Annotated in this window: 26 protein-coding genes and 1 pseudogene; 14 read left to right on the top strand and 13 right to left on the bottom strand. The window is 66.1% G+C overall.

Annotated elements, in window-relative coordinates; translation table 11 throughout:
• Nucleotides 1-213: 213 nt before the first annotated feature.
• Together AC4EEO_RS03910 and AC4EEO_RS03905 are read right to left on the bottom strand one after the other, a co-directional pair.
• Entirely contained in the window at nucleotides 214-2,424 is a 2,211-nt protein-coding gene (locus AC4EEO_RS03910) for a transglycosylase domain-containing protein (protein ID WP_491339945.1), read from the bottom strand.
• Nucleotides 2,425-2,579: 155 nt separating this feature from the next.
• A complete protein-coding gene (locus AC4EEO_RS03905; RefSeq protein ID WP_491339944.1) occupies nucleotides 2,580-3,215 on the bottom strand; it encodes a LysE family translocator in 636 nt (211 codons plus the stop codon).
• A gap of 173 nt (nucleotides 3,216-3,388) precedes the next feature.
• On the opposite strand from AC4EEO_RS03905, the gene AC4EEO_RS03900 reads away from it, so the two are divergent.
• Nucleotides 3,389-4,153, top strand: a complete 765-nt coding sequence (locus AC4EEO_RS03900) for a VOC family protein (RefSeq protein WP_491339943.1) — start codon at nucleotides 3,389-3,391, stop codon at nucleotides 4,151-4,153.
• 67 nt (nucleotides 4,154-4,220) lie between these two features.
• Nucleotides 4,221-5,135 (top strand): DMT family transporter, encoded by a 915-nt coding sequence (locus tag AC4EEO_RS03895; RefSeq protein ID WP_491339942.1) that lies wholly within the window; start codon nucleotides 4,221-4,223, stop codon nucleotides 5,133-5,135.
• A 15-nt stretch (nucleotides 5,136-5,150) separates the two neighbouring features.
• On the opposite strand, the gene AC4EEO_RS03890 is transcribed toward AC4EEO_RS03895, so the two are convergent.
• The 4 genes from AC4EEO_RS03890 to AC4EEO_RS03875 all read right to left on the bottom strand — a co-directional run bounded on the left by AC4EEO_RS03890 (nucleotide 5,151) and on the right by AC4EEO_RS03875 (nucleotide 8,942).
• Complete coding sequence (locus tag AC4EEO_RS03890) at nucleotides 5,151-5,663, bottom strand: hemerythrin domain-containing protein (protein ID WP_491339941.1); 513 nt, start codon at nucleotides 5,661-5,663, stop codon at nucleotides 5,151-5,153.
• Between the two features lie 204 nt (nucleotides 5,664-5,867).
• Nucleotides 5,868-5,990 carry a hypothetical protein gene (locus AC4EEO_RS03885; protein WP_285319325.1) on the bottom strand — a complete coding sequence of 41 codons (123 nt, stop codon included), beginning with the start codon at nucleotides 5,988-5,990 and terminating at the stop codon, nucleotides 5,868-5,870.
• Between the two features lie 32 nt (nucleotides 5,991-6,022).
• Nucleotides 6,023-8,671: a PKD domain-containing protein gene (locus tag AC4EEO_RS03880; protein WP_491339940.1), complete on the bottom strand. Its 2,649-nt coding sequence runs from the start codon at nucleotides 8,669-8,671 to the stop codon at nucleotides 6,023-6,025.
• Nucleotides 8,672-8,777: 106 nt separating this feature from the next.
• Complete coding sequence (locus tag AC4EEO_RS03875) at nucleotides 8,778-8,942, bottom strand: hypothetical protein (protein ID WP_491339939.1); 165 nt, start codon at nucleotides 8,940-8,942, stop codon at nucleotides 8,778-8,780.
• Between the two features lie 343 nt (nucleotides 8,943-9,285).
• On the opposite strand from AC4EEO_RS03875, the gene AC4EEO_RS03870 reads away from it, so the two are divergent.
• Entirely contained in the window at nucleotides 9,286-10,335 is a 1,050-nt protein-coding gene (locus tag AC4EEO_RS03870; RefSeq protein ID WP_491339938.1) for a glucose 1-dehydrogenase, read from the top strand.
• 1 nt (nucleotide 10,336) lies between these two features.
• On the top strand, nucleotides 10,337-12,139 hold the full coding sequence (locus tag AC4EEO_RS03865) for a glycoside hydrolase family 15 protein (RefSeq protein ID WP_491339937.1): 1,803 nt from the start codon (nucleotides 10,337-10,339) through the stop codon (nucleotides 12,137-12,139).
• Nucleotides 12,140-12,247: 108 nt separating this feature from the next.
• On the opposite strand, the gene AC4EEO_RS03860 is transcribed toward AC4EEO_RS03865, so the two are convergent.
• Complete coding sequence (locus tag AC4EEO_RS03860; RefSeq protein ID WP_491339936.1) at nucleotides 12,248-12,751, bottom strand: hypothetical protein; 504 nt, start codon at nucleotides 12,749-12,751, stop codon at nucleotides 12,248-12,250.
• Between the two features lie 172 nt (nucleotides 12,752-12,923).
• Between AC4EEO_RS03860 and AC4EEO_RS03855 the strand changes: the two genes are divergently transcribed.
• Nucleotides 12,924-13,634, top strand: coding sequence for a response regulator transcription factor (locus AC4EEO_RS03855; RefSeq protein WP_285319332.1), 711 nt, complete (start codon nucleotides 12,924-12,926; stop codon nucleotides 13,632-13,634).
• Nucleotides 13,635-13,690: 56 nt separating this feature from the next.
• Nucleotides 13,691-15,115 carry a sensor histidine kinase gene (locus AC4EEO_RS03850; protein ID WP_491339935.1) on the top strand — a complete coding sequence of 475 codons (1,425 nt, stop codon included), beginning with the start codon at nucleotides 13,691-13,693 and terminating at the stop codon, nucleotides 15,113-15,115.
• A gap of 68 nt (nucleotides 15,116-15,183) precedes the next feature.
• On the opposite strand, the gene AC4EEO_RS03845 is transcribed toward AC4EEO_RS03850, so the two are convergent.
• The gene (locus AC4EEO_RS03845) at nucleotides 15,184-15,387 is read right to left on the bottom strand and encodes a hypothetical protein (protein WP_231369825.1); all 204 of its coding nucleotides are present in this window, start codon (nucleotides 15,385-15,387) and stop codon (nucleotides 15,184-15,186) included.
• 340 nt (nucleotides 15,388-15,727) lie between these two features.
• Entirely contained in the window at nucleotides 15,728-17,017 is a 1,290-nt protein-coding gene (locus AC4EEO_RS03840) for a MinD/ParA family ATP-binding protein (protein WP_491339934.1), read from the bottom strand.
• Between the two features lie 273 nt (nucleotides 17,018-17,290).
• On the opposite strand from AC4EEO_RS03840, the gene AC4EEO_RS03835 reads away from it, so the two are divergent.
• The 3 genes and pseudogenes from AC4EEO_RS03835 to AC4EEO_RS03825 form a co-directional block, all read left to right on the top strand.
• Nucleotides 17,291-17,854 (top strand): hypothetical protein, encoded by a 564-nt coding sequence (locus tag AC4EEO_RS03835; protein ID WP_491339933.1) that lies wholly within the window; start codon nucleotides 17,291-17,293, stop codon nucleotides 17,852-17,854.
• 108 nt (nucleotides 17,855-17,962) lie between these two features.
• A complete protein-coding gene (locus AC4EEO_RS03830) occupies nucleotides 17,963-18,673 on the top strand; it encodes a DUF4397 domain-containing protein (RefSeq protein WP_491330412.1) in 711 nt (236 codons plus the stop codon).
• A 265-nt stretch (nucleotides 18,674-18,938) separates the two neighbouring features.
• Nucleotides 18,939-19,136, top strand: a pseudogene (locus AC4EEO_RS03825) (RNA polymerase sigma factor); the annotation flags it as partial.
• A gap of 189 nt (nucleotides 19,137-19,325) precedes the next feature.
• Here the strand turns inward: AC4EEO_RS03825 and AC4EEO_RS03820 are convergent.
• Nucleotides 19,326-19,562 carry a hypothetical protein gene (locus tag AC4EEO_RS03820; RefSeq protein WP_491339932.1) on the bottom strand — a complete coding sequence of 79 codons (237 nt, stop codon included), beginning with the start codon at nucleotides 19,560-19,562 and terminating at the stop codon, nucleotides 19,326-19,328.
• Between the two features lie 143 nt (nucleotides 19,563-19,705).
• Here AC4EEO_RS03820 and AC4EEO_RS03815 point away from each other — a divergent pair, with 143 nt between their 5' ends.
• Nucleotides 19,706-19,978: an anti-sigma factor gene (locus AC4EEO_RS03815; RefSeq protein ID WP_491339931.1), complete on the top strand. Its 273-nt coding sequence runs from the start codon at nucleotides 19,706-19,708 to the stop codon at nucleotides 19,976-19,978.
• 170 nt (nucleotides 19,979-20,148) lie between these two features.
• Here AC4EEO_RS03815 and AC4EEO_RS03810 read toward each other — a convergent pair whose 3' ends face one another.
• Entirely contained in the window at nucleotides 20,149-20,295 is a 147-nt protein-coding gene (locus AC4EEO_RS03810; RefSeq protein ID WP_461840348.1) for a hypothetical protein, read from the bottom strand.
• 226 nt (nucleotides 20,296-20,521) lie between these two features.
• Between AC4EEO_RS03810 and AC4EEO_RS03805 the strand changes: the two genes are divergently transcribed.
• Nucleotides 20,522-20,722: a hypothetical protein gene (locus tag AC4EEO_RS03805; RefSeq protein WP_491339930.1), complete on the top strand. Its 201-nt coding sequence runs from the start codon at nucleotides 20,522-20,524 to the stop codon at nucleotides 20,720-20,722.
• 130 nt (nucleotides 20,723-20,852) lie between these two features.
• Nucleotides 20,853-21,482 (top strand): NUDIX hydrolase, encoded by a 630-nt coding sequence (locus tag AC4EEO_RS03800; RefSeq protein WP_491339929.1) that lies wholly within the window; start codon nucleotides 20,853-20,855, stop codon nucleotides 21,480-21,482.
• Here AC4EEO_RS03800 and AC4EEO_RS03795 read toward each other — a convergent pair.
• On the bottom strand, nucleotides 21,479-21,967 hold the full coding sequence (locus AC4EEO_RS03795) for a DUF2306 domain-containing protein (protein ID WP_491339928.1): 489 nt from the start codon (nucleotides 21,965-21,967) through the stop codon (nucleotides 21,479-21,481). The two genes, AC4EEO_RS03800 and AC4EEO_RS03795, sit on opposite strands and share 4 nt — an antisense overlap.
• A 115-nt stretch (nucleotides 21,968-22,082) precedes the next feature.
• On the opposite strand from AC4EEO_RS03795, the gene AC4EEO_RS03790 reads away from it, so the two are divergent.
• The gene (locus AC4EEO_RS03790) at nucleotides 22,083-23,375 is read left to right on the top strand and encodes a glycoside hydrolase family 26 protein (protein WP_491339927.1); all 1,293 of its coding nucleotides are present in this window, start codon (nucleotides 22,083-22,085) and stop codon (nucleotides 23,373-23,375) included.
• A gap of 2 nt (nucleotides 23,376-23,377) precedes the next feature.
• Entirely contained in the window at nucleotides 23,378-24,628 is a 1,251-nt protein-coding gene (locus AC4EEO_RS03785; protein WP_491339926.1) for a glycoside hydrolase family 26 protein, read from the top strand.
• Between the two features lie 51 nt (nucleotides 24,629-24,679).
• Here the strand turns inward: AC4EEO_RS03785 and AC4EEO_RS03780 are convergent, their stop codons facing one another.
• Nucleotides 24,680-26,227 carry a DUF6297 family protein gene (locus AC4EEO_RS03780; RefSeq protein ID WP_491330417.1) on the bottom strand — a complete coding sequence of 516 codons (1,548 nt, stop codon included), beginning with the start codon at nucleotides 26,225-26,227 and terminating at the stop codon, nucleotides 24,680-24,682.
• Nucleotides 26,228-26,230 lie beyond the last annotated feature (3 nt).

Here is a 26,230-nt window from a genome sequence, read left to right as displayed (position 1 = left end):
AAAACCGGTTTGAACGATGTCCATGACGGTCCTTCCGCGGGAGCTGTGGAACCAGCCACCCCGGAGCAACCGGGGCCTGCTTGTGCATCCGGCTGCCCCGCGCAACCACCGCGTAGGCCCGTGCAGGCCCCGGCGGCAGGGCAGGGAAGTACGACGGCGGCGCGCACCACAGTGCATGCGGGAACCTTCAGCACCCGGCGGAAGGGGCCGCCGTTACCTGCTCCTGGTGGGCTGCGGGCCGGGGGCGCTGACCAGGCTCTGCGGCGGGGCGTCAAAGTTCCCGTGATCGAAGAGGCCCACCACGCCCTGCATGTACTGCGCCCATTGCGGTCCGGCAATGTAGGCCCCGTCCACTGCCGGATAGAACTTTCCGTTGACAGTGATGTTGCGCCCCAGCCGGCTGGGCCCGCCGTTGAAGGGGTCGCCGAAGAACGACGCCGTGGCCAGCCCCCTGGTGTAGCCCACCACCCAGGTCTGGTTGTTGTACTCGTTGGTGCCCGTCTTGGCGGCGTCCGGAACCCCCAGCTTCTGCGGAATCAGCAGGCCCGAACCCTTGGTGAGGACGTCCTGGAGGACGTTGGTGACGGCTTTGGCCACGTCCGGATTCAGGGAGCCTGGCTGGCAGGACGGTGCCTGTCCGCCGATCTTCTTGCCTTGGGCGTCGTCCACTTCCGTGATGGAGATGGGTGCGCAGTAGGTGCCGTTGGCGGCGAAGGTTGCGAAGGCGTTCGCCATGGTCAGGGGGGCAACGTTCTGGCTGCCCAGGATGTTGCCCAGGGTGGAGAGGTCGATCTTTTGGTCGTGCCCGCTGCCCAGGTGCAGCCCTATGGCGTCCGCCGCACGCTGGACGTCGCAGAAATCGTTCAACCCGGCCAGCGACGCGAACGTTGCCGTGTTGATCGACTGGTAGATGCCTTCCCGGACCGTCATGGGCCGGTACCAGTTGGGCTCGTCGTTTTGCAGGTCGGAGGACTGCGGCACGGTGCTGTCGAACCAGCCCTGGACGGGGTGGCAGGTTGTCTTCCACGGGTAGTTGATGCCGTAGCGGCGCCTGGAGGCATCAACCACCTGGTTGGTGGACTTGCCCTCCCCCAGCCACGCAGCGAGGGTGACAGGCTTCATCGTGGAACCGGGCTGCATCCCGCCAACACCGCCGAGGCTGTTCCCGGCGGCGTCGCTGCTGTCCACGTTGAAGTTGTAGTCGGAGACAAATCCGCTGCCTTCGTCCGGCAGCTTCCTGGAGTTCTGCGCCATGGACAGCACCTTCCCGGTACCGGGTTCGATGGTGACCAGGGATGCGCCCCATTTGTCCGGATTGGCGCCGGCCGTGGCGTCCACCTGGGACTGTGCCGGTCCTTGCAGCCGCGGGTCCAGGGTGGTCTTGATGGTCAGGCCGCCCGCCATGACCTTCTGGTCCCGTTCATCCTGCGTGGCGCCGTAGGCGGGGTCATTTTCGATCTGGTGGAGCACGTAGTCGCAGAAGTACTGGGCCTGGGAGGCGTAGGCGCACCCTTGCTTGGGTGGATTGACCTTGAGCTGGAGGGGCATGTTCACGGCGTCGTCGTGCTGCTGCTGGTCGATGTAGCCGTGCTGCAGCATGGCGTCCAGCACCAGGTCACGCCGGGTTTTCGCGGCCTCGGGATGGACGGTGGGGTCATACAGCGAGGGGCCGTTGACCAGTCCGGCCAGCAGCGCCCCCTGCGGCAGCGTGAGGTCCTTGGCGTCGACGGAGAAGAAGTACTGGCTGGCCGCCTCGATGCCGTAGGCGTTCGCGTTGAAACCCACCACGTTCAGGTACCCGGCGAGGATCTGGTCCTTCGAGTACTTTTCTTCGAGGCCGATGGCGAGCTTCATCTCCTGGACTTTCTGGTCCAGGCCTTTCTGCCCGTTCAGCACCACCTGGGCGTCCTTGCCCTGGGCAATCAGGTTTTCGTTGAGCATGTTGGTGACGTACTGCTGCGTCAGCGTCGAGGCCCCCTGGTGGCCGCCGCCGGCGTCAATGACCAAGGCACGGAAGATGCCCTCGGGATCGATGCCGCCGTGCTGGTAGAACCGGTAGTCCTCAATGGCCACGATGGCGTTCTTGATGTTGGGGGACATCTGGTCCAGGGAAATCCGGGTCCGGTTCTCACTGAACAGGGTGGCAATCAGTGACCCGTCAGCGGCCAGCACCCGCGTCATCTGGGCCGGTGGCGCCGAAAACACGTCGTTGGGCAGATCGGACTTGAGCGCAGCGGCGCCGTCCGCCACCGCCGTCTCGGTCACCGCCGCCGCGGGCATCATCAGGCCCGCCACCAGGGCGCCACAGAGCGCGCTAACGCCCAGGAAAAGCGTGATCCAGCCCAGGGTGGTTCCCGTGGCGCGGAAAAGGTTCGTGCGACGGCGCTTGGCTGGCTGCGGCGCGGCAGGGGATTCCTTGGGCATGTGGGTCTCCGGTTCCGCGCGTGGTGGTACAGCACCGGTTGCCAGCTCCCCGCGTCACATCACGCCGGCAACCGTCTTTTCACCCTACTCCGCGAAGAGGGCTGTGACGGACCGGCACCCCGGACCGCGGGACACTGGCAGGCAATTCACAGGAACTACGAGCCGGCGCTTGAGGCCACCATCCCCAGGCCCAAGGCGGCGAGGATGCCACTGCTCCCGCGTTCCAAGGACCGGCTCACCCGGGGGCGCTGCAGCCACGCCATTGCCTTGGCGGCTACGACGGCGACGGCCGCCAAGTACAGGAACCCGATGACGCTTTCGATGGCGCCCAGCACCAGGGCGGTGTTCAGGGTGTTGCCGCCGTGCGGGATGAACTGGGGCACCACCGCAAGGTAGAACAGCCCAACTTTGGGGTTGAGCAGTGTGGAGAAGGCACCGGCGCCGAACCCGGCCCGGCGGCTGTACGCCCGGCGGGCGGGGACTTCGGGGCCGGCAGTCCCCGAGGTGCGCCGCGCCCGGATCAGTGACGAGACTCCCAGGTACAGCAGGTACAGGCCGCCGGCGATCTTAAGCCAGCGGAACACCTCGGCCGACTCCTCGAGCACTGCGGCCAGGCCCACACCCACCAGGGCGGCCCACACCAGGGCCGCCGCGGCCGAACCGAACGCCGCCGCAATTCCGGCCCCGGCGTTCTGCAGCGAGATCCTCAGCACCAGGAAGGTGTCCGGACCCGGGGTGACAGACAGCAGCAGGCACAGCCCGGCGAAGGCGAGAAGGGACACGGGAGCCATGGGCACCATTGTGGCGGAGCCCGCCGTCGGACAGCAACAACGCAGGCACCGCCGCACTGCGATGTCAGGGCACGACGGCGGCCTCCCGGCAAGGGCTGTCGCGGGCGGCCGGGGCGGCACTAGAGTCGGTAGCAGACCACCCTGCTTTTCCTCAACGAACCCCAGGAGTCCCCATGCCCCAGCCCACGTTTGCCCCCGGTGATCCCTGCTGGATCGACCTCATGACCTCGGACACTGATCGGGCCCGCGAGTTCTATTCGCGGCTGTTCGGCTGGACCTACCAGGAAGGCGACCAGGAGAAATACGGCGGTTACATCACCGCCCTCGCCAATGGCTTGCCGGTGGCCGGGATGATGAAGAACGACGCCGAATCCGGCTACCCGGACGTGTGGACCACCTATCTCCGGGTGGAGGACATCAACGCCACCGCGGAGGCTGCCCACGCGGCCGGCGGCCAGGTTTTCATGCCGCCCATGGAGGTCCCGGAGCAGGGCCACATGGCCATGTTCGGCGACACCGGCGGCGCGGCCGTGGGCGCATGGCAGTTCGGCGGCCACACCGGGTACCAGGCGAAGGGCGAACCCGGCACCCCCTACTGGCACGAACTCCACACCCGCGAATACGCGCCTTCGGTGAAGTTCTACCAGGACGTCTTCGGCTGGGAAACCGACGTCATGAGCGACACGGAGGACTTCCGTTACACCACGCTCGGCTCCGGTGAATCATCACGGGCCGGCATCATGGAGGCCACCTATCTTCCCGAGGGTGTTCCGTCGAACTGGCAGGTGTATTTCGCGATTGGGAACGCCGATAAGGGCGTGGACATGGCCACGTCCATGGGTGGCACGGTGATCCATCCTGCCGAGGATACGCCGTTTGGCCGCATTGCCGTCCTGGCCGATCCCACGGGAGCGCTGTTCAGGATCGCCCAACGCTAGGTTGCCGGGCTGTGGGCGGGCCTAGCGGCACCGGACCGGGGATGCCGCCCTTGGGTACTGTCAGACCATGATCCAGGCAGCGGCTGTGTCCGCACTGACGTCTTATAACTGGCTGGGCATCCCCATCGCCGCGGCGGGAGCAGTCCTGCTCGCGCTGGGAACCCTGTTCCAGCACCGGGCCGTAGAAGACCAGCCGGCCGCCTCAGGGCGTTCGGCGGGCAGCATGGGCGGCGGGCGCCTCCAGGCCCTGGTACGCCGGCCGGTGTGGCTCGCCGGGACGGGGATGCTGGGTGCGGCTGTCCTCCTCCAGCTGACCAGCCTCCGATTCTCTCCCCTGATCGTTGTGCAGCCCATTGGCGCCGTCGCTTTGGTGGTCACAACTCTAGCGACTGCCCGGATGACCCGCAGGCCGCCCGGGCGCCGGGCCCTGACCGCCGTCGCCCTCTGCATCGGCGGGGTGGGTGTGTTCGTCACCGTGGCGGCGTTCTCGGCGGCGGATGCGGAAATCAGCGACCGGCACCTGGTCACCATCCTGATCGTGCTCGCCGTCGTCCTCGCGTGCGTGGCGATGGCGTACGCGCTGTGGCGCCACCGCTCGGGTGCCGTGGTGTTTACCGCCGGCGCCGGAATCCTGTTCGGTTTCGTCGCAGCCTTAGCCAAGACCGTCATCGCCAGGCTGTTCCAGGGTGATTTCGAATGGCTGTCCCTGACGTGCCTGGCGGGGCTGCTCATTGCGGCGCTGGCAGGCAGCTTCCTGGTCCAGAATGCCCACACCAGAGGTACCCCGGAACTGGTGGTGGCCGGCCTGACCGTCATCGACCCGCTCGTCGCCGTCGCCATCGGCGTCACCATCCTCGGCGAGGCGGCCGCGGCTCCCCCACTGGCCATCATCCTGTTCCTGCTGTCCGGTGCCACCGCCGTCGCCGGTGTCTTCCTGCTGGCCACGGTCAAGAAACCGGTCGAGCCAAGGGTCACACGCTGACGGTCACGCCATGCGCTATTCGTTATCGCGGACGTAATCTTCGGGGCTGACGTCCCGGGCCTTGATGCCCGAGGCGTGCTTCGACTCAAAGATGGCGAAGGACAAGCCCAGGCGGTGGCGCAGCTCCAGGGACGCGTGCTGCCGGAAGTCGGTCAGGCCTTCGCGTTCCTCCTCCGCCATGTGCTCACCGTTGGCTTCATTGACCTTGGCCAAGGCCGCCCACCACTGCTGCGTCCCCGCCTGGTGCCGGGAGACTTCACTGATGGCGTCCCTGATTTCGTTGTGGTCATGAATCGCATCGGTGGTTTCGTCCTCGGGGGAATCCTTCCCGCCTGCGCCCTCCCCCAATTTCAGCAACTCGGGGTAAAACAGGTCCTCCTCCCCTTTGGCATGGACTTCCAGCAGGATGCGGAGCTGGTTCCAGACGGCATCGAGGTCTGACGGTTCGGAGCCGTGCATCTCGTCCAGCAGGGCGAACCGGCGCCGCTGTTCGTGGTGGTCGTTCAGAATCACTTCAACGATGTCCATGGTGGTCCTTTCAGAGGGCGGCGGGGTCAACTGCCCCCGGGGTGGCGATGAGCCGCTCGCAACGGATACCCCTCAAGAATGGCTCTCAACGGTTCACCTGTTACTCGGTCAATCAAGGCTAACGATGGCAAGTCCCATGCCTAGCAACAACGGCCCGACCAAGCGTGTCCTCGACGCTGGGCCGGGACACTTCCCATCGAAGCTTCAGCCAAGGCGTCCGGCCGTCCGGCGCGAGAAACAGGCGACGACGACGGCCAGGCCGCCGGCCAGGGCGAGGTTGAAAAGGTCCGGCCCGGCGAATGCCTGGTCGGACCTTTTCCATTCCACAAGGGATTTCTTCCCCTCAAGAAATCTCACGGTCAGTTGGAGAGTATTTCCACGCGGTCGGCGGCGGCGTAGGTGCCGGTGGAGGAGGCGTTCTTGGTTCCCGTGATGCGGACCTTCAGGGTGTGCGTGCCGCTGGCCAGGACCGGGCTGGTGTAGAGCAGGTTCTGCTCAGACCGGGACGAGGCGTAGGGGTCCACCATTGTCTCGGGGCCACCGTCGATGGAGACACCCACGATGCCCAGGGCCGAACTCTTCTCGGCGAAGATCTTGGCCTGCGTACCGCTGAACTGCACCTGATAACTGGCGTTGGTGGCGTTGGCAAAGTGGTTGTCCGACTTGTACGCCGTCGCAGGGTTGCTGACGCTCCAGGAACCGCTGTAATTGAACTGGTTCAGCCCCGTACCCACCGTGGCATCATTGAGCTCCAGCGGCGTGTTGGTACCTGCGGTGGTCACCGTGATGGTGCTGGTGGCCGAGCCTGAACCCGTGCCGTTCGTCGCGGTCAGCTTGGCCACATACGTCCCCGCCGCCGCATAACTGTGGGTCGGGTTCTGCACCGTGGAAGTCCCGCCGTCACCAAAATCCCATGCCCACGACGTCGGGGTGCCCGTCGACGTGTCCGTGAACGTCACGTTCAACGGCGCCGTCCCCGACGTCGGAGCAGCCGTAAACGACGCCACCGGCGCAGGAGCCGGCGGCGGGGTGGTCCCACTGGCCATGATTTCCACACGGTCGGCGGCGGCGTAGGTGCCGGTGGAGGAGGCGTTCTTGGTTCCCGTGATGCGGACCTTCAGGGCGTGCGTGCCGCTGGCCAGGACCGGGCTGGTGTAGAGCAGGTTCTGCTCAGACCGGGACGAGGCGTAGGGGTCCACCATTGTCTCGGGGCCACCGTCGATGGAGACACCCACGATGCCCAGGGCCGAACTCTTCTCGGCGAAGATCTTGGCCTGCGTACCGCTGAACTGCACCTGATAACTGGCGTTGGTGGCGTTGGCAAAGTGGTTGTCCGACTTGTACGCCGTCGCAGGGTTGCTGACGCTCCAGGAACCGCTGTAATTGAACTGGTTCAGCCCCGTACCCACCGTGGCATCATTGAGCTCCAGCGGCGTGTTGGTACCTGCGGTGGTCACCGTGATGGTGCTGGTGGCCGAGCCTGAACCCGTGCCGTTCGTCGCGGTCAGCTTGGCCACATACGTCCCCGCCGCCGCATAACTGTGGGTCGGGTTCTGCACCGTGGAAGTCCCGCCGTCACCAAAATCCCACGCCCACGACGTCGGGGTGCCCGTCGACGTATCCGTGAACGCCACGTTCAACGGCGCCGTCCCCGACGTCGGCGAAGCCGTAAACGACGCCACCGGGGCAACCCCGGCCGCCGTCACCGTAATCGTCGCCGAAGCGGGCGCCGACGGGCCCGTGCCGTTCGTCGCGGTCAGCTTGGCCACATACGTCCCCGCCGCCGCATAACTGTGGGTCGGGTTCTGCACCGTGGAAGTCCCGCCGTCACCAAAATCCCACGCCCACGACGTCGGGGTGCCCGTCGACGTATCCGTGAACGTCACGTTCAACGGCGCCGTCCCCGACGTCGGCGAAGCCGTAAACGACGCCACCGGGGCAGGGGCGGCGGGGCCGAGGGACCGGTCCGAGAACCAGTAGCGCTTTGCCACGTTGTCGCTGGCCATGACCACCAGGCCGGTGGTGCCGTCAACGCCCTGTTTGGTGGTGGTCACATCATTCATGTTGGACGAGGAGGCGCTTTGGATGACCGGCGTTCCACGTCCCGAGCCGAACACCGGGTTGTCCATGGACGCGGTCTTCTCATAGATGCTTCCGGCCACGCCCGAGAATGCGCACCCGCTGACCGACGTCGGCGGTGCCGTCTCGAAGGCGTGGACCAGGTTGTTTTGGGTGTCCAGGACGATCTGCGGCCGGGTGACGCAGTCCCCGGTTGTGGAAAGCGTTGATTGCGTGAAGGAGCCGGTTCCCGGCTTGAAGACGAGCAGCAACAGTTGGGGCAGCGTGGGATCCGAGGACGTATCGTTGAGGCTCGTCTTGACGGCGGCAAAGACCCGCCCGCTGGGATCAGCCTGCAACGACTTGATGTTGAGGTGGTCATCAGCCTGGCCAGTACCCCTGATGGCGGGCTGTTGTTTCCACGATGACGACGCCGTGGGCGAGGTTCCGTCGGTCCGCGTGGCCCACCAGACAGACCCGGTGAGCTGGTCGCTCCACATGACGCCAATCTTGTTCTTGTTGAATGCGACAACCGCTGAGATGTCATCTGGTGTGGCATTCGGGTTGGAGACCGGGATGACAAACGGGCTTGCCCAGCTGGTGCCCCCGGGTGCGGAGTCGTTCACATACACGGTGTTGGTGTAGCCGGCGGTGGAGTTCCCGGCCACCTGCGTCCAGGTGGCCCAGATGGCCCCGGTACTGTCTTCGTCAATGGTCATTGATTCACTGGTGTTGTTCGTGATGACCGTGGGGAATCCGGCGTCAAGGGTGTACTTGCCGCCGGCGTAGCTGTACCGGTAAAGGTTGGCGGGCTGACCGGTCACCGAAACGACGGGGCTTGAGTTGGTCGAAACCGCAACGACGTGGGAGGCAATGTACAGATGCGTGCCGTCCCACAGCACATCGGCCAGCGTATTTCCGCGCGCGTCATTCAGTAATCCGGTATCCACCCAGGTATGCGTTCCACGGTCGAGGCGGTAAATGTGCCAGCCGCTGCCGGTTGTCCACATATCCGCCCACCAGGAGCCGTCATTCCACCACAGTTTGCTCTGGGGTTTATCCGAGGTGGGCGGATTCGCCACCCCTGAGTGAGGAGATGCTTTGCGTACCGTAGACCGGATCAGCCGAGGCCGCCGGCGACATCGCCAGAAGGGACCCGGCCACCAAGGCGGCGGCAACAACGGACTGGGACAACCATGTCAGGGAACGCTTGATGCTCACAAAAGGCTCCTGGGCACTAATAAGCAAATAATCAGCAATTTCTTCACTGGTTCTTATTCGTGCGCCCAGTCACCACGAATTTCAAAGTTAGCCCAGACGTTAGACCTGAATACACAACTGCGCAAGGACCTGCTGGCACAGGACTCCGCCCCCTCCGTCCAAGCGAAAAATCGAGGCAAGGTGGACCACCCGTCAATAGTGATGTGGCGGCTCCCAGCCTTTTCCGGGCCGGTATTCAGGCTATTTGCGTAAGCTCACGGCAAACGCTGGGAAAACCACATGTTTTCTGCACGGATCCAAATGGAACGGGCACCACAAAGTGTCCTGAGGCAGGGAGGAAATTGTGAAAGCTTTAACCGTTATCCCCGGTTCCGTCGATTCAATGGAGCTCAGGGAAATCGCCGAACCCGCCACCGCCGAAGGTTCGGTCCTCGTTGAAACCCTGGCCATAGGCCTCTGCGGAACGGACATTGAAATCACCGCCGGCGAGTACGGCGAAGCACCGGAGGGCTCCCCCTACCTTGTCCTGGGCCACGAAAACCTCGGGCGGGTCCTCGAAGCCCCGGAATGCAGCGGACTCAGCGCCGGTGACCTGGTGGTGGGAATCGTCAGGCGCCCGGATCCTGTGCCGTGCCCCGCTTGTGCCGCCGGCCAGTGGGACATGTGCCGCAACGGCCGCTACACCGAACATGGAATCAAAGGACTGCACGGCTTTGCCCGTGACCGCTACCGCGCCGACCCCCACGCACTGGTGCGGCTTTCGGGGTCCCTGGAAGATGTGGGTGTCCTGCTGGAGCCCACCACCATCGTCGCCAAGGCGTGGCAGCACATTGATGCGATCGGTTCGCGCGCCTTTTTCGAGCCCAAAACCGCCGTGGTGACAGGTGCCGGCCCCGTGGGCCTGCTGGCAGCGCTCCTGGGCGTGCAGCGCGGTTTGGAAGTGCACGTGTTTGATCGGGTGACCACCGGCCCCAAACCCGAACTCGTCGCTGACCTTGGTGCCATTTACCATTCGGAAAGCCTTGCGACCTCCGGGGTGGAAGCCGACGTGCTAGTCGAATGCACCGGTGTGGCCTCCGTAGTGATGGAGACCCTGACCTGCCGTGCGGTGGATTCGGTCACGTGCCTGACGGGGGTTTCCTCACCCGGCAAGACCAATTCCGTGGACGTTGGTTCCGTCAACCGGACCCTGGTACTGGGCAACGAATCGGTGTTCGGCAGCGTCAATGCCAACCGCAGCCACTACGAGGCTGCGGTTGAGGCGTTGGAAAAGGCGGACCAGGGCTGGCTTCAGCGGTTGATTTCCCGCCGGGTCCCCTTGGCTGACTTTGACGATGCCTTCCGGCGGAGGGACGACGACGTGAAAGTCGTCCTGGACTTCCAGGACCTCTGAGATGCGGAAGATCGAGGACTACGCCATCATCGGCGATCTGCACACGGCCGCGCTGGTCGGCGCTGACGGCTCCATCGACTGGTTGTGCCTCCCCCATTTTGACTCCCCTGCCTGTTTCGCAGCCCTCCTGGACAGTCCGGAGGCCGGGCGGTGGCTTCTGGCACCCGTGAATGCGGGAGCCTGCACCAGCCGCCGTTACCGCCACGACACGCTGGTCTTGGAAACCGAGTGGGAGACCGGCACGGGGCGGGTCCGGGTCACCGACTTCATGCCTCCCCGGGATGAAGCCGCCGACCTGGTCCGGATCGTTGAGGGACTGGAGGGCACAGTCCAGCTGCACAGCGAATTGGCGTTGCGCTTCGACTACGGGCACGTGGTTCCATGGGTTCGTCGCACCAAGACCGGGATCCACGCCGTCGCCGGGCCCGACTCGGTGCACGTCGCCTCACCGGTTCCCATGCACGGCGAACACCGCCGCACTGTCAGTGAGTTCACGGTCCATGCCGGGGACACGGTTCCGTTCGTCCTGACCTGGGCCCCCAGCTACCGCCAGCGTTCGCGGACGATCGGTGCTGACGCCGCGCTGTCCCAGACCGTGGCTTACTGGGAGGAATGGTCGGCCCGCAGCGGGGCGGACGGTCCGTACCGCGACGCCATCCAGCGCTCCTTGATCACGCTGAAAGCGCTGACCTTCGCCCCCACCGGCGGGATCGTAGCGGCCGCCACAACCTCTTTGCCTGAGCAGCCGGGCGGCCCGCGCAACTGGGATTACCGCTACTGCTGGCTCCGGGATGCCACCCTCACCCTCCAGTCGCTCATTACGGCCGGCTACACGGACGAAGCCAAGGCCTGGCGGCAATGGCTGCTGCGGGCGGTGGCGGGGGACCCTGCAGACCTGCAGATCATGTACTCCCTCGACGGGCGGCGCCGGCTTCCTGAGTCCGAGCTGCCCTGGCTGGCCGGTTACGAAAAGTCCTCGCCGGTCCGGACCGGCAACGCCGCGGCGGACCAACTTCAGCTGGATGTGTGGGGCGAAGTCATCGATGGGCTTTCCCTTACCCGCAACGCGCTCCTGCATGTCCCGGACGATTCGTGGGACATCCAGACTGCGCTGATGGAACACCTCGAGGGTGTGTGGCAGCAACCTGACAACGGGTTATGGGAAGTCCGCGGACCCCGCAGGCATTTCACCCATTCCAAGGTCATGGCCTGGGTGGCCGTGGACCGCATGGTCAAGGGCGTCCGCCAGTTCCACCTGCCGGGCCCGGCGGACCGGTGGGAAGATTTGCGGGACGCGATCCATAAAGACGTCATGGAGCACGGCTTCAACGCTGAGCTGAACTCCTTCGTCCAGTCCTACGGCGGCACTGAACTGGATGCCAGCCTGCTCCTCATTCCACGGGTCGGCTTCCTGCCGGCGGACCACCCGGCCGTCGTCGGGACGATCGAAGCCATCCAGCGTGACCTGACGCAGGACGGATTCGTCCTGCGTTACCGGCCGGAGGAGAGCGACGACGGACTGCCCGGCAATGAAGGCGTCTTCCTGGCGTGTTCCTTCTGGCTGGTGGACGCCCTTCTCGGCGCCGGGCGGCGGACCGAAGCCACGGAACTCTTTGAAAGGCTGCTTGCGCTCCGCAACGACGTGGGCCTGCTCAGCGAGGAATGGGACGCACGCGCAGGCCGCCAGCTGGGCAACACTCCGCAGGCTTTCAGCCACTTTGCCATGGTCACCACGGCCTTCCAGCTCCACCGCGGGCAGCCGGGCCAAAGCGATGAGCAGATTCCTGCGGGCCGCGCTTCCTGAGCCACACGGGCCGGCGGCCGCTGCCCCGGCCCTGCGGCCGGGGCAGCGGCCGAGGTGGCCAAGGCAGCGCCAACGTGCCGGGGCAAAGCCAACGTCCGGTGGAGACGCTTACGGCTTCGCGGGTGTTTGGGCCGCTTTGGCCTGGATGGCCTTGGCCGCCTTTTGGATCTTGTCCCCGTAGCCGCCGTTGAGGGCAGTGTCCTTGATCTTCGCCGCATCGCCGTCACGGTCGGGAGCCGCGGCTGCTTCCAGGGTCTTCAGGTCTGCCTGCAGGTTGGCCGGGAGCTTTTCGAAGGCTTTGGTGTGGTGGATCAGCACATAGGCGATCTCGTGGGCCTTGTCCCCGAAGCCGTCGGCTCCCTGGAGGTCCACCCTGAGCTCGTTCCGGAGGGCGTGGGCGAAGGGATGGGCGGCGGACTGTTTCCCGTTGCCTGGGCTCGCCGCCGCGGAGGTGGCACCGGCTGAAGGTGCCGGGCTTTGGCCGGCCGCCGAGGCCGACGTCGCCCCAAGAACCGCTCCCCCGATGAGGACAGCTCCTGCAGCGGCCGCGCCTGCGCGAACGCGCCAGCGGCGTGCGTCGCTTTTGCGCGGCGCGGTGGGATTGGTGTTCATGCGTATCTCCTCGATGGTTCCGTGGACCCGGACAGTTTGTGCCAGGCCTGCGCTGTGTTGCCTTTCCACTGTGGCGCGGGCAAGTCAGGACCGTGTTCGGCGAATGTAAGAGGACGGTAAAGTTCAGGCGCCGGCCGGCCGGGCCGGTGCTGCCATGGCGTTGAATGGATGCATGGAGCAATCAACAGCTGCCGGCACCACGCCGTCCCGCGGGCTCGTGCTGATTGTTGAGGACGAGCGCGCCATCGCTGACGTGCAGCGCCTCTACCTGAGTCGGGCCGGCTTCGGCGTGCACGTCGAGGCCACCGGGGAAGGCGGCCTGGAGCGGGTCCGGAGCCTGCGGCCGGTGGCGGTGGTGCTCGACGTCGGGCTGCCGGGCATTGACGGGATCGAGGTCTGCCAGCGCATGCGGGCCCGGAACGATTGGACTCCGATCATCTTCGTCACCGCCCGCGACGAGGAGGTGGACATGCTGCTGGGGTTGGAGCTGGGCGCCGATGACTACCTGACGAAGCCGTTTTCGCCCCGGGAACTGGTGGTGCGCCTCAAGACGGTGCTCCGCCGCACCGCCGGCGTCCCGGGCAGCGGAATCCTGCGCGTCGGGTCGGTGGCCCTGGACCGGGAGAACCGCACCGCCAGCGTGGAAGGGAAGCCGGTGGAGTTGACTGCGCGGGAATTCGATGTGCTCGCCTACCTGTTGGCCAGCCCCGGCCGGGTGTTCAGCCGGGAGCAGCTCCTGTCGGCGGTGTGGGGACAGGCTGACTACTCGGCGGGGAGAACCGTGGATGTGCATATCGCCCAGCTGCGTTCCAAGCTCGGTCCGGGCAACCCCATCCGCACCCTGCGCGGGGTCGGATACTCTGCGGACGGCGACCGGGCGTGAGTGGCCCGCCGCCCGGACCGGGCGTACGCGGGGAGCGCCGCCCCGAACCTGCCACGATGTTGTGGCTGCGTTCCCTGGCCGGTCGCATCACCCTCGTCACGGCCGCCGTCGCCGTCCTGGCAGTCCTTGTCACCGGCAGTGTCGCCTTTCCGCTGATCCGTTCCGCTGCCGTCAACCAGGCCCGGGAGCAGCTTTCCCGCCAGGCTGATGCCTTCAGCGCCGCCCCGGTGGCCGCCCAGGCATTGGACCTGCGGGAGCGCAATCTCCTCGGACCGGACAATTACGATCTCTCCACCATTACTCCCGCCGGTTCCGTCACCGGTGCGGCCTCCCAGATCCTGGGCCCGGACGCGGTCCACCCGGTGCTCGCCGGGCAAAAAATCTCCCGCACCGTCACCCGTGGAGGTGTTCAGTTCCTGGTCGAAGCGAGGCCCCTCGCCAAAGGCGGCGGGATCGTCCTGACCCGGTCGCTCTCGGACGTCAACGCAGCATCGGCCCGGCTCCTGCAACCAACGCTCCTTGCCCTGGCGGCCGGGCTCCTGATCGCAGCCCTGGCCGGGACCCTGCTTGCCCGCCGGCTCTCAGGCCCGCTCGTCAGGACTGCAGCGGCGGCACGGCGGATGGCCGCCGGTGAACGGACCGTTCATTTTGAACCCGCAGGCGCTGCCGAGGTCCGTGCCGTGGGCGAGGCGATCAACACGCTGGACCATGCGCTGCTGGCCAGCGAAAGCCGGCAACGGGAATTCCTGCTGTCCATCTCGCATGAGATCCGCACGCCGCTCACCGCGCTGCGCGGATACGCCGAGGCCCTGCAGGACGGATTGGTGCCACCCGAAGACGAAGCCCGTGTGGGCCAAACCCTGGCCGCGGAAACGGACCGGCTGGACGGCTTTGTCCGGGACCTGCTGGCACTGGCCCGGCTTGAGGCCGACGATTTCACGCTCGACGTCCAACCTGTCGACGTCTCCGCGCTCCTGAAACAGACGCAGCGCGCCTGGCAGCCGGCAGCGGCCCAGGCGGGCGTGGAGGTCACAGTCCACCTGCCCGCTGCGGATGCCGGGGAACCCTTGATGGTCACCACGGACGCCCAGCGGCTCCGCCAAATCATTGACGGGCTCATCGGCAACGCCTTGCGCGTCACGCCGCCGGGGAAACCCCTGGCCCTGAAGGTGATGATCGAAGATGAGCCGCCCTCCCCCGCGACGGCGCCAGGTAACCACCAGCGCGGCATCGTCGCCATCCAGGTTCGTGACAGCGGTCCCGGGCTTACCGCGGAGGACGCCGCCATCGCCTTCGACCGTGGAGCCCTGGCACGCCGGTACAGCGGACAACGGCCCACCGGCAGCGGACTCGGCTTGTCCATCGCGGCCCGGCTGGCCCAGCGGATGAATCTCAGCCTCACGGTGGAACCAACGGCGCCGGGCGGGGATGGCGCCTGCTTTGGCATCCGGCTGCCGCGGGCAACCACCGTCCCGCGGTAAACGGGCCAGGGGAAGTACGACGGCGGCGCGCGGCAAAGTGCCGGGGCGCACCGTTGCCGGGCCGGGCGCTAATTGATCAGGTAACTGTCCTCGGCGTCGTGCCCGGGCGCGGGCTTCACGAACGGCAGCGAGCTCACCACCGTCTTCACCCCGATCACGGGCAACAGTACAGCCGCGGCCGCCACGGACAACGCCGTGAACCCAACGAGTTCCAGCGTCTCGCGCTTCGGCAGGCGGCGACGGCGGCGCCCACCATCCATGAGATCCATCATGCTGACGAGGCTACGAGCGTGCCGCCGGGATTTCCCCGGTACCGGCTACCTGTCTTTCGCGCCGGGCACTACTCAGACGATCATCAGCTACTGTCTGCGGCGGGCACCGTCAGCCGTGGACAGGTAGGTGTCATAGCAGTCCCGGGAGCAAAACACCGCAGTGGGAGAGGGAGGGAGGACCAAGCCGCAGACCTTGCACTTTGGCTTGGGACGAAAACTCCGAAGCACGGTTTTCAGCATGAATGCAGGATATGCAGCGGCCCGAAAAATGTGATCAGTAACCGATACCTGAATCCGGCGGCGGGGATACCTGCCCCGGCGCCGAAAAATAACGAACTGGTTACCGGTACCCGTCCACGATTGCGGCGGCAATCTCCTTGTAGGCGCGCCGCGTTTCGGGCTTCAAAACATCCAGGGTGACCAGGTCGCCGTCGGCCACCCCGCGGTCGTGCGGCACGGCGATCAGTTCGCGGCAGATCCCGGAGAGGTGTTCCTCGATGGCGTCCTTGTCCACCCGGGAGGACACCTCGTCCTTGTCCGTGATCACCACGATCGCGTTCCGGGCCAGGTCCTCGTACCCGTGGCTGGCCAGCCAGTGCAGGGTGCTGCGGGCCCGCTTGGCGCCGGAGACGGCGTAGCCTGCGGCGATCACCAGGTTGTCTGCCGACTGCAGGATCCCGCTCATCGCGTTGTGCGTCACGCCGGTGCCGCAGTCGGTCAGCGCCACCGAGTAGTAGCTGGAGATGAGCTTGCGGATCCGCAGGTATTCCTCGGCGGTCAGCGAGTCCGAGACCTCCGGGTCCTGTTCCCCCGCGATCAGGTGCAGCCGGCCGGCGTGGTGCATGTACCGGGCCAGGGCGGTGAGGGAGTCGATGGATTCGATGTTCTCCAGCAGGTCCGTGATGGTCCGCGGGCTGGACTGCTGGTAGATGCCCTCCCCCAGGGCGCGTTCCACGAGGTCGCCGGAGTCCGGGTTGGCGTCGATGGCGCACGGCGCGTCGCCGCGGTATTCGGCCAGGGTCAGGCCCACGCCCACCGTGGTGGAGGTCTTGCCGATGCCGCCCTTGAGGCTCAGGACAGCGGTGTTGTAGCTGCCTTGGAGCTGCCGGGAAATCCGGCGGCCCAGCTCGTCCTCCTGGCGCTGCTTGGGTCCGGGGCCCAGGTTCCAGGCGCCGCCGGTGAGGTTGTACAGCGCCCCGCGGAACCCGCCCACGGGCCGCGGCTTCTGTTCCTTGACGAACAGGCCGGGCGAGCTGATGAAGTCAGGCATGGGGCTTTCCGCGATCGTGTCGGCCACGGTGGGCCGGCTGCGGCGGAATGACGGAGTGTCCGACGACGGCGCTGCCGCTTCCGGAGCAACCCCGCCGGCGCGGCGGGCTGGCTCAGCCGCGGCAGGTTCGGCGGTTCCCGGCCGGGAGGTGCCCGGCACGGAGGCGATGGGTTCGGCGGGCGTCGACACCGGCGCAGCGGGCGGGGCTTCGGGTGCCGGCGGCGGGGTGCGGGTGGGGGCCGGGGCGCGGGACGGCTTGGTGGCGTCGGCTGCGGCGGCCGCCTCGGCCCAGGACGTGCGGCGCGTCACCGGCTTTCCGGCGTCGTTCTGGCTGGAAGGGGAAGGGGTTACTGCTGGCATGGTTCCTGTCCAGGCATCGTCCACTGTTCCGTCGGCACGACGAAGGTCGCGGCGTCGGCGCAGTTGCGGCTGCCCTGCATCCTCTGCTGGGGCGCCTGCATTCTGATCCGCCGGTTGTGGCATGTCTGTCCCCCCGGACGATCGGCAAACTGTTATGCAGCACTAGTTCAAACAGTAAGTCTACGGGCTATGCCGGGAGCATCCGGCCCCGGGCGGCGGGCGCCTGTTCCTTTTGGCACTGTTGCTCGCAGGGTTCCGGCGGATCATATTCACATGAGAAGGATCATGTGGTGCGTGACCGCAGCCATCATTGCCACTTTCGCTTTCGGCAGCACCTACGTCACGTTCCAGCAAATCGGACGCCGTGCGGCCAACACCGCTCCCGCGGCGGCAGCGGCGGCGCGGCTCCAGCAAGAGGGCCCCGATACGGCGGCCGGCCCCTGGCTGGAACTGGCGCCGGACAGCGGCGTCTTCCTCATTGTTTACGGAGAGGACAACACCCCGCTCTCCAGCACGGTCACGCTGCACGGGACCATTCCGGCAGTACCCACCGGCGTGCTTGAGGCGGCGCGGACGCTGGGTACGGACACGGTCACGTGGCAGCCGGAGACCGGCCTGCGGATGGCAATCGTCGCGCGGGAGGCGGCCGGCAAGGTGGTGGTGGCCGGCCAGTCGCTGGCGCCGGTGGAAGCCAGTGACCGGATGACCTTGCTGATCCTTGCCGCCGGTTGGCTGGGCAGCATGGTGGTCATTTCAGGGGCCCTCGGCGCGGCAACGCTGATGGACCGCAGGGCAGGCAGAGTTCCTTGGCGCCGCATAGGGGAATCAGCCGGGTAAGAGTGGCAAAGATTCTTCCGCGGGCTGCATCCGGCCAGGGCATTCAGCCGGTAGTAGGGGGTGTAAGCGGAACCTCGGCCCCATCGGGGCCCCTCATTAGGAGTTGGAATGCGCAAGACACTTTCTGCAGTCGCAGGAGCAACGACGCTGCTGGCAGCACTCGCTTTCGCCACCCCCGCCCAGGCGTCCGGCTGGCACCACGACCATGACGGAACGGCCAAACTCTCCGTCCTCCACGGCGTCCCGGGCCTGACAGTGGACGTCTGGGTGGACGGCAAGCTCACCCTGGACAACTTCACGCCGGGCACCCTGGCCGGGCCGCTGGAGGTTCCGGACGGAGACCACAAAATTGCCATCACGGGCGCCGACGCGACCAGCGCCGACAACCCGGTAATCGGCCCGGTCACCGTGGACCTCAAGGCCGGCAGGGACTACACGGCGGTGGCGCACCTGGCCGCGGACGGGACCCCCACAGCCACGCTTTTCAAGAACAACACCAAGCCCAGCCCTGACGGCAAGGGGAAGCTGACCGTCCGGCACGTCGCCGCCGCCCCGGCCGTCGATGTCCTGGCCGGCGGGACCGCCGTCGTCAAGGGGCTCACCAACCCGAACCAGAAGACCCTCACCCTGAAGGAAGGAACCGTCTCTGCCTCGGTGGCGGCAGCGGGAACCACCACCCCTCTCATCGGCCCCGCCGACGTGAACATCGCCGAGGGCAAGAACACGATCGTGTACGCCTGGGGCAGCCTGGCCGATAACACCCTGGGCGTGGCCGTCCAGGTGGTGGACTCCGCCTCACGCGGACGCGACTGCGACTAACCCCCGCAGTCCGGCCGCACGCACCTGCAACTTGTCCCCGGCGGCGCCCGCACCCTGGCGCCGCCGGGGACAAGCACGGGGGTCCCGCCAGTGCCATGAGCCCGTAGAGGACCGTCCCGTGCAGCGGCATAATGGGGCTTCCAATCAGGCCCGTTGCCGCCCAAGGAGCATCCCGATGGAGGCTGCCGCCACACGCGAATGGGACCCCGGCCTCGACCCGGCGTTTGCCGGCGGGGACGAGAACGCCCTCGCGGAGGCCTACCGGCGGCTGATCCTTGACGATGAACTGGAACATTTGGGAGACCCCCAACAGGCGATACTCAGGCTGGCGTTCTACGATGACTTGACCCACGATCAGATCTCGTCGCGGCTGAACCTGCCGCTCGGAACCGTCAAAAGCCATATCCGGCGCAGCCTGGCCCGGCTGCGCACCCGCCTGGAGGTGGAGCATGGAACACCTTGACGCGGAACTGTTGGGCCTCATCGCCCTGGGCGAGACACCGGGCACGGAGGCCGACGCACACCACCTGGACACCTGTCCGGAGTGCGCCGCAACCTTGCGGGGTTTCCGGCGGGTCACCGACATCGCCACCCTGGATACTGCGGGCATCGTGCTCGAACAACCCAGCGCCAGGACCTGGACGGCCATCCATCAGGCCTTGGGACTTTCACCGGCACTGGCAGCGGATCCCCTGGCCGGGCCCGATCCCGTGGCCACGCCCGGGAGCCAGCCTGACCAGCCGGCCGCCCCGCCTGCCGAGGTGGAGACGCCGTCATCGCCCGACGACGGCAAGGTTGCCGCACCCATTCCGCTGCGGCCGGGTGCCAGGGACCGGCGCCGCCCCAGGCTGTGGATGGCAACCGCCGCCGCCGGGATCGTCCTCGGCACGGCCGCCGGTGGACCGCCGCGGGGGTCCTGGGACAGGGGGTACGCCGTCGCCCGGCCCCGCCCGGTCAGGTCCGGTTGCGAGGGTCCTCGCCGAAACGCCGCTGACTCCCCTGGCCGCGCATACGGGCAGCGGCGAGGCACAGATGGAACAGCTGCCCGACGGGACCCGCCAACTCACCATCCATCTCTCCGCCGATCAGACTTCGGGGTACCGGGAGGTGTGGGTGGGCACCAGCGACCTCTCCGGGATGGTCAGCCTGGGCGTCCTGGCCGACGGCACGGGGACGTTCACCATTCCCACCGGCATCGACCTGGCCCAATATCCAATCGTCGATATTTCAAACCAGGCCTACGACGGGAATCCGGCACATTCGGACGACAGCGTGGCGCGGGGAAAGCTCAGCCCCAAGGCCTGAGACCCGGCCGTCCTGGCCGCGGCGGTGCTCCACCGGCCGGAATGGATGCTTAGTGGTGTGTGAGCGCTGCTGCCACGACGGCGACGGTGAGCACCAAGAGGACGGTCAGGACGGTGTAGCCCACCCACTTGGGACGGCCTTTGTGGGGGTTGATATCGACATACGGCATGTCAGCGCTTGTTACCTCGGGGTGCAGGACGGACGGGGATCCGGAGTGCGCGGCGCTTGAGCCGCAGCATCTGGTAGAGGACTGCAAAGGGGATCAACAAGGTGCCGAGCAGTGCGCCAAGCGCCATTGCATAGTCGGAAAAAGCCACAACAGTCTCCATTGGTGATAGTGAGCCCCCGCATAGACCCAACCAGATGAAAACGAAATTGACAAATTGAGTCAAAAACTCAAGGTTTCCTCAAGATGCAGCACCCTCGGTCAGCACGTGGCCACAGCCGCATCGACAGTTCTGTCGAAAGGTACGGAGCCGGTATGGATCCACGCCCGGCCGCGCCAGTGGACTCACGACCTGGCCGTTGGCCTAGGCTGGGCTCATGAATAACTCCAAGAGAGCTACGCTCATTTGGTCGCTGGGGGCAGTTATTTTTTCACTCCTGGGCGTCTACATCGCGCTGACATCCGTTGGCACCTGGTACCTGGTGCTCTCGGCCGCCATTCTTCTTCTGGCCGGCATTATCTTTGCGTCAAAAGCAATCCTGACCATTCGCACGGCTGAAAAGCCCAACGCTTCATAGCCCGGTACGTCTTCCACGGTCTGTGCCGATCGTTGCCGTCATCTTCGCCTTCGCTGCCTCGGGTGCCCCCGGCTTTGGTTGTCGCAACGGGACGTGGTGAGATCGTTTAGACACTGAGAGACGGAGAACTGTGCCTGTCAGCGACACCTGGAAAAAGATTCGAACGACGACCGCGTACAAAGGCTTCGTGGCGGTCAACCGTCACACTTACGAAGAGCCGAGTGGAGCCGTGACCGACTGGGACATCATCGTCGGTCGTGATTCTGCAGCGGCCCTTGCATTCACACCTGCAGCAAGTCACGTCGTCCTTTTCGAACAGTTCCGCGTTGGACCCGGGAAGGCACTACTCGAACTCCCCGGCGGATACCTCAATGACGCCGAGCAGCCCATGGATGCGGCGCTTCGCGAGCTGCGGGAAGAAACCGGATACTCCTCAGAATCGGCCTTCTACGCTGGTTCAGAATGGTTTGCTGCGAACTCGTCACGACGTAAGCATCTTGTCATTGCGGCCAATGCATCGGAAGAGTTTGCAACGACCTGGGATGATTCTGAATCCGGCCGCGTGCACCTTCTTCCTATAGCGGAGCTCATGGATTTTCTTGTCAGCGGAGAACTCACCGACGCTGGACTTGCCTGCCGCGGCCTTGCGGCCCTCGCACGCAGCACTCCCGAAACCGAAGTACTCGCAGATCTGCGTGACCGCATCCTCCAACTCCTAACGGCCCCGTCGGCGCAGGGGCTCCCGGTAGGGAACGATTAACGGCCGCCGCGGATGGACGAGGCTTTGCGGCTCTGGGCAATGCCGGTGATGGTTAGTGCAGCCGTACCCAGCAGAATGAGAATCAGCAGTCCCAGAATCGGGAGCTCATGAATGGCAAGCTGCGGGATACGGCGTGAGGGCACTGCCAGAACACCCACGAACGCTCCGAGCAGGCCAAAGTAGCTGCCGGTCATGAAACCGCGGTGCGCTTTGATGTTTCCCGTACGGATGGCCAAGAGTCCCGCGGTCAGCGTGCAAAACGTCAGTAGGGAAAGTGCGTGGAGCCAATTGAACCCGCCATCTATGGTTCTGATACCAAACGACGTCAGCACCACGACGTACATTGAAACAACCCAAATTCGACCAATGATCCGATGAACCCTGCCGCCTTTAGGCCGGCTCAACAGGTTCACGGCGCCGAAGATCAGGGAATAACTGGCGGCGATGGCATGAAGTGAGATCAACACAGTCCAGGACGAAGGCATAGTCCGGAGCGTAGCGGATCGCCGCACGCTCTGCCGTCCGTCCGGGGATCCCTGCCGGGCGCCGGACGACATTTAGGATGGGAGATAAAACCGCAGGCCACCAGGGGGTTCCGCTTTGCCTGAAGAGCAGTCCACGGACAATTCCGTGACCCGCCGGGGGGCCATGGCGGACCGGTTCAAGTCCTGGGCCCTCCCCGTGGCCGCCGCAGTGTTAGCCGTGGGATTCGGGGTGGCCAGCATCTCCAGCGGGCTGGCTGACCGGAACAGGGACACCCCGGCGTCGGACCAAAGCGCGGCGGGCCAAGCCTCCACGGACCCAAGCCTGCCCGTCTGTGAGGTGGCGGACCGCGGCAGCCTGGTGCCGTCGTCGGGAGCGCTGTTTGGGGTGAACCTGGACCTGGCAGCCAAGCCGCTGGCCCAATACGCCACGGACCTGGGGCACAAGCCTGCCGTGAGCGTTTCCTTTGTGGACTTCCCCTACACGGACCAGGACCGCACCAACCTGCAGCAGGCCGCGGCCCAGATCCGCAACGACGGGCAGATGATGCTGCTCACCCTCGAACCCAAGAACGGCCTGCCTGCCGTCACCCCCGACGCCATCTCCGGCCTGGTCAAGGACCTGGCAGCCCTTAACGGCCAGGGCGTGCCGGTGATCGTCCGCTTTGGGCACGAGATGAACGGTTTCTGGTTCCCGTGGGCGCAGCAGCCGATTGAGTACCGGGCGGCCTTCACCAGGGTGGCTGACGCCGTCCATGCGGGGGCGCCGGGCTCGGCCATGATGTGGGCGCCGTCCTACGCCGGCGGCTACGCCTACCCCGGCCGCCTCAATGACGCGCAGCCCGGGACGCCGGACTTCGCGGCCCTGGACACCAACCACGACGGCGTCCTCACCATCGCGGATGACCCTTACGCCCCGTATTACCCCGGGGACGCCGCGGTGGACTGGGTGGGCCTGTCCCTCTTCCACTGGGGTGCCACATACCCGTGGGGCGCCAACGCCGTGCCGGAGGCCAGCAAGTTCGCGGACCAGCTCACCGGCACCTACAACGGCACCAACGGGGACGAGCGGTCCCTGCCGGACTTTTACGGCGAGTACGCGGTGAACCACAACAAGCCGCTGGCCATCCCGGGAACGGCTGCCCTATACAACCCTGCGGTGGGTGGCGCGTCCGAGGCGGAGATCAAGCGCGCCTGGTGGGAGCAGGTGTTCGGCGCCCAGACCCACGCCCGGTTCCCGCAGCTGAAGATGATCAACTGGTTCGAGTGGGACAAGGACGAGGCCGAAGTGAACGGCCGGATCGACTGGACCGTCACCACCACCCCGGCCGTCCGGGACGCCTTCACCGCTGCATTGCCGGACTGGCTCGAGTACGGCGCAGGGACCAACTGCCGCCCCGCCGGGTCGTAGCCGTGGGGAAATCTCCTGCCGGGGACGATGATTCCAGGAAAGAGAACAGGGCAGAACTGCGCCGGGCGTTCGTGCTGCCCGTTCTGATCGGACTGGTGGCTTTGGGCGTTGCCGGATGGAACTTCGCCAATGACCTCTCCCAGCGGCAGTCGCAGTCATCCCCGGCCGCGTCCACGTGCGAGGTGGAGCCCCACGCGTCGCTTGCCCCGGCTGACGGCGCCCTGTTGGGCGTGAACCTGGATTTCCACTCCAAGCCGCTGGCCACGTTCGCCGCGGACCTGGGCCATAAACCGGCAGTCAGTGTGTCGTTCACCGGCTTCCCGCTGACAGCCAAGGATGAGGATGACCTTGCCAAAGCGGTGGACCAGATCCGCGCCGACGGCCACATGATGCTCCTGACCCTGGAGCCCGCCGACGGGTTGTCCACCATTACCGATGCCACCGCCACGGCCCTGGCGAAGGACCTGGACCGGTTCAACAAGAACGGCGTCCCGGTGATCGTCCGGTTCGCCCACGAAATGAACGGCTCCTGGTATGCCTGGTCGCAGCAGCCGCTGGAGTACGTGGCCGCCTTCAAGACCCTCGCCACTGCGGTGCACACCACCGCGCCGGGGTCGGCCATGATGTGGGCGCCGAACTATGGCGGCGGCTACCCGTTCGCCGGCGGCAAATACGAGGCCAAGCCGGGCACCGCGGATTTCGCCGCCCTGGACACCAACCACGACGGCGTGATCACCATGGCGGACGACGCCTACGCCCCGTATTACCCGGGTGACGACGCGGTGGACTGGGTGGGGATGTCCCTCTACCACTGGGGCGCGAAGTACCCGTGGGGCGAGAACGAAATCCCGGAGGCGAAGAAGTTCGCGGACCAGTTGACCGGCAACTACGACGGCGCCAACGGCGATGACAGCCTCCTGCCTGATTTCTACGGCGTGTACGGCAAGGACCACAACAAGCCTGTGGCCATCCCGGAAACCGCCGCCCTATACAACCCTGCGGTGGGTGGCGCGTCCGAGGCGGAGATCAAGCGCGCCTGGTGGGAGCAGGTGTTCGGAGCCCAAACCCACGCACAGTTCCCCAACCTGAAGATGATCAACTGGTTCGAGTGGGACAAGAACGAGACCGAGGTCAACGGCCGGATCGACTGGACCATCACCAACACCCCCGCCATCCGGGACGCCTTCACCGCGGCCTTGCCGGACTGGCTGCAATACGGGTCCGGGACCACGTGCCGCCCAGCGGGGTCCTAGCCCAGGAACCGCGGCTCAGCGGTGCAGGAGTTGCCATCAGTGTTACGGCGACTACCGCGTGCTGAAAGGACGGAGTACGACGACGGCCACCACGCCGGTGCTGATGATCGCCTGCAGGATGATCAGGAAGGGGTTGACGGCGCCAAAGTAGAGGGCGAGCAGCAGCGGGCCCAGCGCGAGGATGGTTACGTCCAGCCCGCGCAGGAGGGACGAAAATTGTGATTGGGGCACCGGCCCGAATGGTGTTTCGACCGGGGGAACGGACCAGTCAGGTGCCGGGCGGGTCGCGCTGCGTACCGCGCCGGCGCCCATCGCGACACCCGATAGCGCCCCCATCAGGATTAGCGCCGGTTCAACTGGCCCCAACATCACCAGGATGCCACTCAGGCATACCATCCAGAGGGACATTGCAAGGGCCGGCATGAGTGTCCTGCTGGCCCTCACCAGGGCCGGCGCTACGGGCAGGAGTGCGTCGAGTTCAGGAACCAAGGCTGTCCGGCGCGGCACGGTTCCAACACTGGAAGCAGTAGCGCAGCCTGCAAGGGTGATGACGGCGAGCTGAAGGGGCGCGGGCAGTCCGGCGTCGACGAGCAAAACCGAGATGCATGCCCCCAGACAGAACACCGGAGCAGCCATGGACGAGTGCAGGCGGACGAATGCCACGATGTCTGCCCGGAACAGCGCGCCGACTGGGCCACGTGCAGGCCGGGCGTAGAACCGGGCTGCTCTCCCGGTCTCGACCGCGTGCCGGTTTCCTCGGAACACCCGGAACATTTCGTTGGTGTCCATGAAGAAAATGGATGCACTCGCGTGGCCGGCCACGGCGCCGCCACGGATCAGTTCCGCTCCCCGAACCTGGCCCGCACGTGGCGCGATGACGCTGATGAGGACGATGGCGGACAAGGCCGCCAGGATCAGCGGCCAGGGTGACCACGTCAGGGAAGGGAGAACAGCACACGGCAGCAGGACAACGGCGGAGGCCGAACGGGTGAACCGGTGGTTGATTATCTCCAACTGCTGCAGTGCCGCCAGGGCTACGGCCAGGACGCTGACTGCGCCGAAGGTAGCTGATGCCAGCAGGTGTTCGGGTGCGGTGCGCTCAAGGGAGGTCAGGAAACTGAAGGGCAGGAATGCGGCAACTGCGCCGGCACATGTGAGGACGCACCGGCGCAGAAAGGCCGGTAGCACCATCGGCCGCCGGTCCACCGGCAGGGGCAACCACCAATTCCCTTCGGGTCCCCGGACAGAAATCGGACCGAGCCTCCGGGCAAGTGTCGTGATCCCGGCAAGGGCCGCATACGTGAGAAGCGTCCAGAGGACCGGGGCCGGCAGCACGAGCCACTCCGGGCTGATGACGCCTCGCCCGGCAGGACCCCGGTCACCAATCTCAATGCGCAGGCCGATAACGAAAGACACAGCCACTGTCAGGGCGCAGCCCAGCGCCAAGGCGTAGCTGTAAAGGTCCGCGAAAAGGTCCGCCACGGATGTACGGCTGCGGTTGTACCGGCGCGAAGATCTCCGGGTTGACCTGACGATTTCCCAGGCAAGAGACCGGCTCGATGCTGCCCGGGACACGGCTGCGGCCCGGCCATCGAGCATTTC

The sequence above is a fragment of the Pseudarthrobacter sp. MOO13 genome (genome assembly GCF_058267655.1).
Note: the sequence above shows the minus strand (reverse complement) of the source record. Positions and strands in the feature narration are given on the sequence as shown.